The organism is Piscicoccus intestinalis NBRC 104926, assembly GCF_001515525.1.
GTDB classification, from domain to species: Bacteria; Actinomycetota; Actinomycetes; order Actinomycetales; family Dermatophilaceae; genus Kineosphaera; species Kineosphaera intestinalis.
Genome location: NZ_BCNQ01000205.1, coordinates 1 through 6,328 on the forward strand (window position 1 = coordinate 1; position 6,328 = coordinate 6,328).

At 73.7% G+C, this 6,328-nt stretch carries 7 protein-coding genes; 3 read left to right on the plus strand and 4 right to left on the minus strand.

Annotated elements, in window-relative coordinates; all coding sequences use genetic code 11:
• The 3 genes from PINTE_RS19860 to PINTE_RS19870 all read left to right on the plus strand — a co-directional run.
• On the plus strand, positions 1-1,081 hold a 1,081-nt coding region (locus PINTE_RS19860), incomplete at its 5' end, for an AMP-binding protein (protein WP_068434110.1).
• 51 nt (positions 1,082-1,132) lie between these two features.
• Entirely contained in the window at positions 1,133-1,393 is a 261-nt protein-coding gene (locus PINTE_RS19865) for a PLD nuclease N-terminal domain-containing protein (RefSeq protein WP_245643073.1), read from the plus strand.
• Positions 1,394-1,456: 63 nt separating this feature from the next.
• Positions 1,457-2,338, plus strand: coding sequence for a 1,4-dihydroxy-2-naphthoate polyprenyltransferase (locus PINTE_RS19870; protein WP_068434112.1), 882 nt, complete (start codon positions 1,457-1,459; stop codon positions 2,336-2,338).
• Positions 2,339-2,450: 112 nt separating this feature from the next.
• Here the strand turns inward: PINTE_RS19870 and PINTE_RS19875 are convergent, their stop codons facing one another.
• The 4 genes from PINTE_RS19875 to PINTE_RS19890 all read right to left on the minus strand — a co-directional run.
• A complete protein-coding gene (locus PINTE_RS19875) occupies positions 2,451-2,756 on the minus strand; it encodes a DUF4229 domain-containing protein (RefSeq protein WP_068434114.1) in 306 nt (101 codons plus the stop codon).
• On the minus strand, positions 2,756-3,790 hold the full coding sequence (ccsB, locus tag PINTE_RS19880; protein WP_068434116.1) for a c-type cytochrome biogenesis protein CcsB: 1,035 nt from the start codon (positions 3,788-3,790) through the stop codon (positions 2,756-2,758). Before ccsB ends, PINTE_RS19875 begins: the two co-directional genes overlap by 1 nt.
• Before the next feature lie 65 nt (positions 3,791-3,855).
• A complete protein-coding gene (gene resB, locus PINTE_RS19885) occupies positions 3,856-5,601 on the minus strand; it encodes a cytochrome c biogenesis protein ResB (protein WP_068434117.1) in 1,746 nt (581 codons plus the stop codon).
• Positions 5,602-5,644: 43 nt separating this feature from the next.
• Positions 5,645-6,328, minus strand: a 684-nt coding sequence (locus tag PINTE_RS19890) for a cytochrome c biogenesis CcdA family protein (RefSeq protein WP_157087409.1), incomplete at its 5' end; no start/stop codon positions are given.

Consider the following 6,328-nt stretch of genomic DNA (forward strand, 5'->3'; position numbering starts at 1 on the left):
GGTCGCGGTCGCGACCTCGGGATCGACCGGCACCCCCAAGCGCGCGGTGCTCTCGACCGCCGAACTGCGGGCCTCCGCGCAGGCCACCGCCGACGTCATCGGCGCCGGCCGCTGGCTGCTCACGCTGCCGCCCCACCACATCGCCGGGCTGCAGGTCGTGCTGCGCAGCCTGCTCGCCGGCCACGAACCGGCTCCGGGACCGGTCGGGTCCTTCACCCCGCAGGCCTTCGCCGCCGCGCTCACCGTCGCCTCGGGCTCCGGTGCCGCGCCGGCGTACGTCTCGCTCGTGCCGACGCAGCTCGCGCGGTTGCTCGACGACCCGGCGGGAGTCGGTGCGCTGAGGAGGTTCGCGGCGGTGCTGGTCGGTGGGGCCGCCACGGACGCCGGGCTGCTCGCGCGGGCCCGGGCGGCCGGGGCGCCGGTCGTGACGACCTACGGCATGAGCGAGACCGCCGGCGGCTGCGTGTACGACGGGCGCCCGCTGCCCGGCGTGCAGGTCGTGCTCGAGGACGCCGACGGACCTCCCGCTGTGCCGGTGTCGGCGTCGTTGTCGGCGTCGGTGTCGGCGTCGCTGTCGGCACCGCGGGAGGGTCGGATCGTACTGTCCGGACCGATGGTGGCCCGCGGCTACCTCGACGACGACGCGGCGAGCGCGGCCGCGTTCGGCACCGTCCAGCACCAACGCTCCTTTCGCACCGACGACCTCGGCGAGTTGCGCGACGGCCTGGTGATCGTGCGCGGACGGCTCGACGACGTCATCGTCACCGGCGGCCTGAAGGTGGCCCCGCACATCGTCACGGAGGCGGTCGCGCGCGTGCTCCCGGGCGTGCCGTGCGTCGTGCTCGGGCTCCCCGATCCGCGGTGGGGGCAGGCCGTGACGGCCGTGCTCGTCGCCGACGGCGACGCCGCCCAGGACCTGCGCCGGGACTGGCCCGCGACCCTGGGGCGGTTGCGCCGCGCGCTGCCCGGCTACGCCCTGCCCCGCCGGATGGAGACGGTGCCGGCGCTGCCGCTGCGCGGCCCGGGCAAGCCCGACCTCGCGGCCCTGCGCGCCACCCTCGCGGGCCGTCCGTCAAGTTGAGACCCGGGGGGCGGATGGGAGAATAAAGACTCACCCCTTAGGAGGCTCCTCGTGTGGCGCTTCGTCGTGATCGGCGTCGTTCTCGGCCTGATGATCTACTCGCTGACGGATTGTGTGCAGACTCCCGACCGCGAGATCCGCGTGCTGCCAAAGATCGGGTGGGTCTTCGTCATCCTGCTGCTGCCCGTTGCCGGCGGCGCCGGGTGGCTCGTCGCAGGCCGGCCGGCGCGCCCCGGCATCCAGGATCGGCGCCCGGGGTCGCCTGGGCCGCGGGGGCCGGACGACGACCCCGACTTCCTGCGCGGCCTGTGAGGCGGGCCGCCCCGTAGGCTGACAGGCCGTCCCGTCGTCACCGTCTCCGGCACGAAAGATCTCATGGCCACCATGTCCCACTGGGTGCACGGCGCCCGCCCGCGCACGCTGCCGGCCGCCGTGGCTCCGGTCCTCATCGGCACCGGAGCCGCCGCGCAGATCGACGGCGCCTCGATCCCGCGGGCGCTGCTCGCCCTGCTCGTGGCCCTCGCCCTGCAGGTCGGGGTGAACTACGCCAACGACTACTCCGACGGCATTCGCGGCACCGACTCCAGCGAGCGCCGGGTCGGCCCGGTGCGGCTCGTGGGGCAGGGCCTGGCGACCCCCGCGCAGGTCAAGCTCGCCGCATTCGGCTGCTTCGGGGTCGCGGCGCTCGCCGGGCTGCTGCTGTTGTGGCTCTCGGGGGCGAGGCTGCTGCTCGTGCTCGGCGCCGCGTCGATCCTCGCCGCATGGTTCTACACCGGCGGCCGGCGGCCCTACGGTTACCTCGGCCTCGGCGAGGTCTTCGTGTTCGTTTTCTTCGGGCTCGTCGCCACCCTCGGCACGACCTACACCCAGGCCCTCACACTGACCGGCGCGGCGTGGGCCGGGGCCATCGGGGTCGGCGCGCTGTCGTGCGCGATTCTCATGGCCAACAACCTGCGCGACATCCCCGGGGACATCTCCGCCGGCAAGCACACGCTCGCGGTGCGGCTCGGCGACGTCGCCGCGCGGTACGTCTACGCCGCGCTGCTGGCGGTCGCGGTGCAGTGCGTGTTCATCGCCGGGCACACCACGCTGTGGGCGCTGTGGGCGCTGCCCGCATTCGCGCTGGCGATCCGGCCGCTCCGGGCGCTCATCGCGGGCGCCAAGGGCGCCGACCTCATCCCGGTGCTCTCCGGCACCGGCGCCCTGACCCTCGTCTACGCGGTGCTCCTCGCCAGCGGCCTGGCCCTCGGCGGCTGACGGCTGCCCGTGTTCCCCTTGGCCGAAGGCTGCCCTTTCGGTCGAGGGCTCGTGCCGTAACCCTAGCCGTCGGCCGAAAGGGCAGCCTTCGGCCGGTTGGTGGGGCGGCGGGTCAGCGGCGGTCGGGGTCGGCGATCTCCGCCTCTTCCATCGCCTCGTCGTCCATGACCTCGTTGCGGCGGCGCCGGGCGGCCTTGGCCTGCTTGCGCTCGGTGCGGTCCTCGACGCGGTGGGCTACCTGGTCGGCGAACTGCTCACGCATGCCACGCAGCGCGAACAGCGAGATGAACATGGAGACCGTGGTCGCGACGATGAGCAGCAGCAGCGGGTTGTCGCGCATGCCGAGCAGCCAGAACACCAGCAGGCACAGCAGGAAGACCGAGATGCGGGCCAGGGAGTAGCGAAACGCGGGAGACATCAGGGGGTCACCAGTCCGGAGTAGGAGTGCATACCGGGGAAGAACATGTTGACGATCGTGAAGTTGACGATGATCGCGAGGTAGCCGACGACCGCGATGATGTTCGCCGTGCGCAGGCTCCAGCCACTCGTCGCGCGGGCGTGCAGGTAGGCGGCGTAGATCGTCCAGATGACGAACGTCCACACCTCCTTGGGGTCCCAACTCCAGTAGGTGCCCCAGGCCTGCTGGCCCCAGATCGCACCGGCGATGAGCGTGAACGTCCACAGCGGAAAGGCGACGACGACCAGGCTGTAGGCGGTGCGGTCGAGGGACGCGGAGTCGGGCAGCGCCGACAGCGCCCGGCCCCCCGGGCCCGCGGGCCGGCCGGCCGCCAGTCGCGCCTCGCGGCGGGCCTGCGCCAGGTGCAGCAGCAGCACGCAGAACGACAGCGTGAACACGGCGGTCGACAGGATCGCCACCGGCACGTGGATGACGAGCCACGTGCTGCGCAGCGACGGCACGAGCTCGCTGGCCTCGGTGTACCAGACGGTGATCGCCAGGCCCAGGGCGAGCAGCACCGGCGTGACGATGAACAGGCCCAGCCACTTCAGCGGCCGGCGTAGCGCCAGCACGAGGTAGATGCCCATGACGAGGAACGCCGCGGCGCAAGCGAACTCGAACATGTTGCTGACCGGCGGGCGGCCCACCGATGCGCCCCGCAGCGCGATCGAGCCGCCGAGCAGCAGCGTGCCCAGCCAGCCGAGCGTCATGCCGAGGCGGCCCGCGCGCTCCCCGACGCCGGGCCGCTGCGTCCCGGGAGCATGGGGAGTCTGGGGAGTCTGGGGAGTGTCGGCGGTGTCGAGCGGCGAGGCGGCCGCACCGGCTCCGACTCCGACCGGCACCTTGGCGGCCTCGACCCCGCCGCGACTCACGCGACTCGCGCGACTCGACGCGAACGCCAGGTGCACCGCGAAGGCGACCATCGTCAACGCGAAGACGCCCATCGCCGCGTAGAGCACGAGGTTCGACAGGGTGGCCAGGCTCGTGGTGTCCATGTGGGCGGCTCCGGCGGTGGTCGATCGAGGGCGGTGCGGCCGTGGGACTGGCCGTCGGGGTCAGCCTACGTCGCCCCGGGCGTCGGCGTCCGGGCCCCCGAATCGCCGTTCGGGTCGCCGGGGCCGCTCGCGCCGCCGAGGCGGACGACGAGATCGTCGACGGCCGGTCCGAGGGTGGCGTCCTCACCACGGGCGAGCGCGCCGATCTCGACGACGCTGCCGCCGCCGGGCCGCGGCCGGGCCCGCACGAAGACGCGCCGACGGCGCACCAGCAGCGAGCCGAGCAGCCCCACGAGGCAGGCCAACCCGGCTCCGAGGGCGAGCGGTCGGGCGGGGTCGTAGCGCGTCGACAGGCCCGCCCAGCGGTCGACACGGTCGAGGCTGATCGAGCCGAGGCCGTTCGGCAGCGTGACGCTCTGCCCCGGGGTCAGCACGATCTGCAGCGGCTTGCCGTCGGAGCCGGTGAGCTGGCGCATCCGCGACGTGTCCAGCTGGTACACCGACTGGGGCCCGCTCGGCATGAGGTCGCCGACCCAGCCGGTGAGCACGAGCGCTGGGTTCCGGGCGTCGGGGAACGCCGAGGCCGGGCCGTCGGGGGTCATGTAGGCGGTCGGCAGGAACAGCCCGCTGAAGCCGAGCTGCTGCGGCTGGGAGGCGACCACCTTGACCGCGCCGGAGGAGGTGTACACGCCGTCCTGCGGCAGGAACGGGGTGGCCTGCTGGTAGAGCACGGTGCCCTGGGCGTCGCGCACGGTGATGACCGGGGCATAGCCGTTGCCGAGCAGGTAGACGTAGGAATTGCCGAACTGCAGCGGCGAGTTGACGGCCAGTTCGCGCTCCTGCGCGGGCGCGCCCGGCTCCGGGGTGACCGTGGTGCCGGCGCGGAAGTCGCGGGCGGCGCCGAACTGGGCGCCGCCGGCGTCCTCCTCGAAGCGCACGTCGAGACTGTCGAGTTTCACCGAGAACGGCTGCAGCGCATCGGTGTCGACGAGCGGGCCGGAGGCGAACGTGTCGTAGCCGGAGACGGTGTTGGTCAGCGTGCCGCCGACCGGCACGATGCGGTCGGCCTTCCACCCGACGAGGTAGCCCCAGGCGAGGGCGATGATGACGACGACCACACCGATGTGGAAGACGAGGTTGCCGGTCTCACGCAGGTAGCCGCACTCGGCCGCGACCTCGCGGACGCCGTCGGGAGCGTTCTCGCGGGTGTCCGCGGTGGAGCCGGCATCGTCGGAGTCGTCGGCGTCGTCGCGGCGGACCCGGTAGCGCGCGGACCGCAGCGCCTCCCGCGCGCTCGCCTGCACCGCCTCCGGGGTGCCGGTGACCTCGAACCGCCGGTGCTCCGAGAGCCGGGCCAGCCGCGAGGGCGCCTTCGGCGGCCGGCCGCGCAGCGCCCGCCAGTGCAGCCGGGTGCGCGGCACGATGCAGCCCAGCAGCGAGACGACGAGCAGCAGGTAGATCGCCGAGAACCACGGCGAGGTGAAGACGTCGAACAGGTACAACCGGTCGGCCCACGGCCCCCACGTCGGGTTCTGCTCCAGGTAGGTGGTCACCGCGCCGGGGTCGATGTCGCGCTGCGGGAAGACCGAGCCGGGGATCGCCGCGACCGCGACGAGCAGGAGCAGGAGCAGCGCGGTCCGCATGCTGGTCAGCTGCCGCCACGCCCAGCGCAGCCAGCCGACGAGCCCGAGGCGCGGCTGCCGGGGGGCGGGCGGCTCCTCGCCGGTCACGGCGACGGCACCCGGATCGGGTTCGGAGCCGGCGGCGGCTTGCGTGTTGTCGGTGGCGTCCGTGGCGTCGGGGGTCGGCATGCGGCCGGGCTCACCTCTCATCGAAGTCGCACATGGTGTCGGGTCACAACGGCGTGACGTAGGTCGACACGAGCCGGATCTGCAGCTGGGTGATCAGCTGGTCCCACAAGCCGCTGACCAGCAGAACCCCGATGAGCAGGAGCATCGCGCCGCCGAAGAGCTGGATGCCGCGGTGGTGCCGGCGCAGCCACGCGGAGGCGGTGACGGCCCGCGACCAGCCGGCCGCGAGCAGCAGGAACGGCAGTCCCAGGCCCACGCAGTAGGCGAGGCCGAGCACGGCGCCGCGGGCGACCTGGCCGGAGTCGCCGGCGAGGTTGGTGGCCAGCGCGAGGATCGCCGCGTACGTCGGCCCCATGCACGGCGCCCAGCCGATGCCGAAGACGACGCCGAGCAGCGGGGCGCCGGCCAGGCCCGCGGCCGGGCGCCACCGCGGCTGCCACGAGCGCTGGCTGCCGAGCGAACTGCCGACGCCGAGGAAGACGAGCGCCATCGCGATGACCGCGACACCGCCGACGCGGGTGAGCAACTCCCGGTGCTCGGCGAGCGCGGCGCCCGCGACGGAGGCGAGCAGGGTGCCGGTGACGAAGACGACGCTGAAACCCGCGACGAACAGCGCCGTTCCCGCCAGCACCCGGCGGCGCACGACCCGCGGCGCGCGCGGTGCGTCGAGCATCCCACGCGCCGGCGCGTTCGGCACCGCCGTCGCCACGGAGCCGGCGCGTGGGAA

Coding starts and splice junctions, on each gene's coding strand:
- PINTE_RS19875 (WP_068434114.1), bottom strand. CDS start 2,756: ATGTCTCCCGCGTTTCGCTACTCCCTGGCCCGCATCTCGGTCTTCCTG.
- ccsB (WP_068434116.1), bottom strand. CDS start 3,790: ATGGACACCACGAGCCTGGCCACCCTGTCGAACCTCGTGCTCTACGCG.
- PINTE_RS19870 (WP_068434112.1), top strand. CDS start 1,457: ATGGCCACCATGTCCCACTGGGTGCACGGCGCCCGCCCGCGCACGCTG.
- resB (WP_068434117.1), bottom strand. CDS start 5,601: ATGCCGACCCCCGACGCCACGGACGCCACCGACAACACGCAAGCCGCC.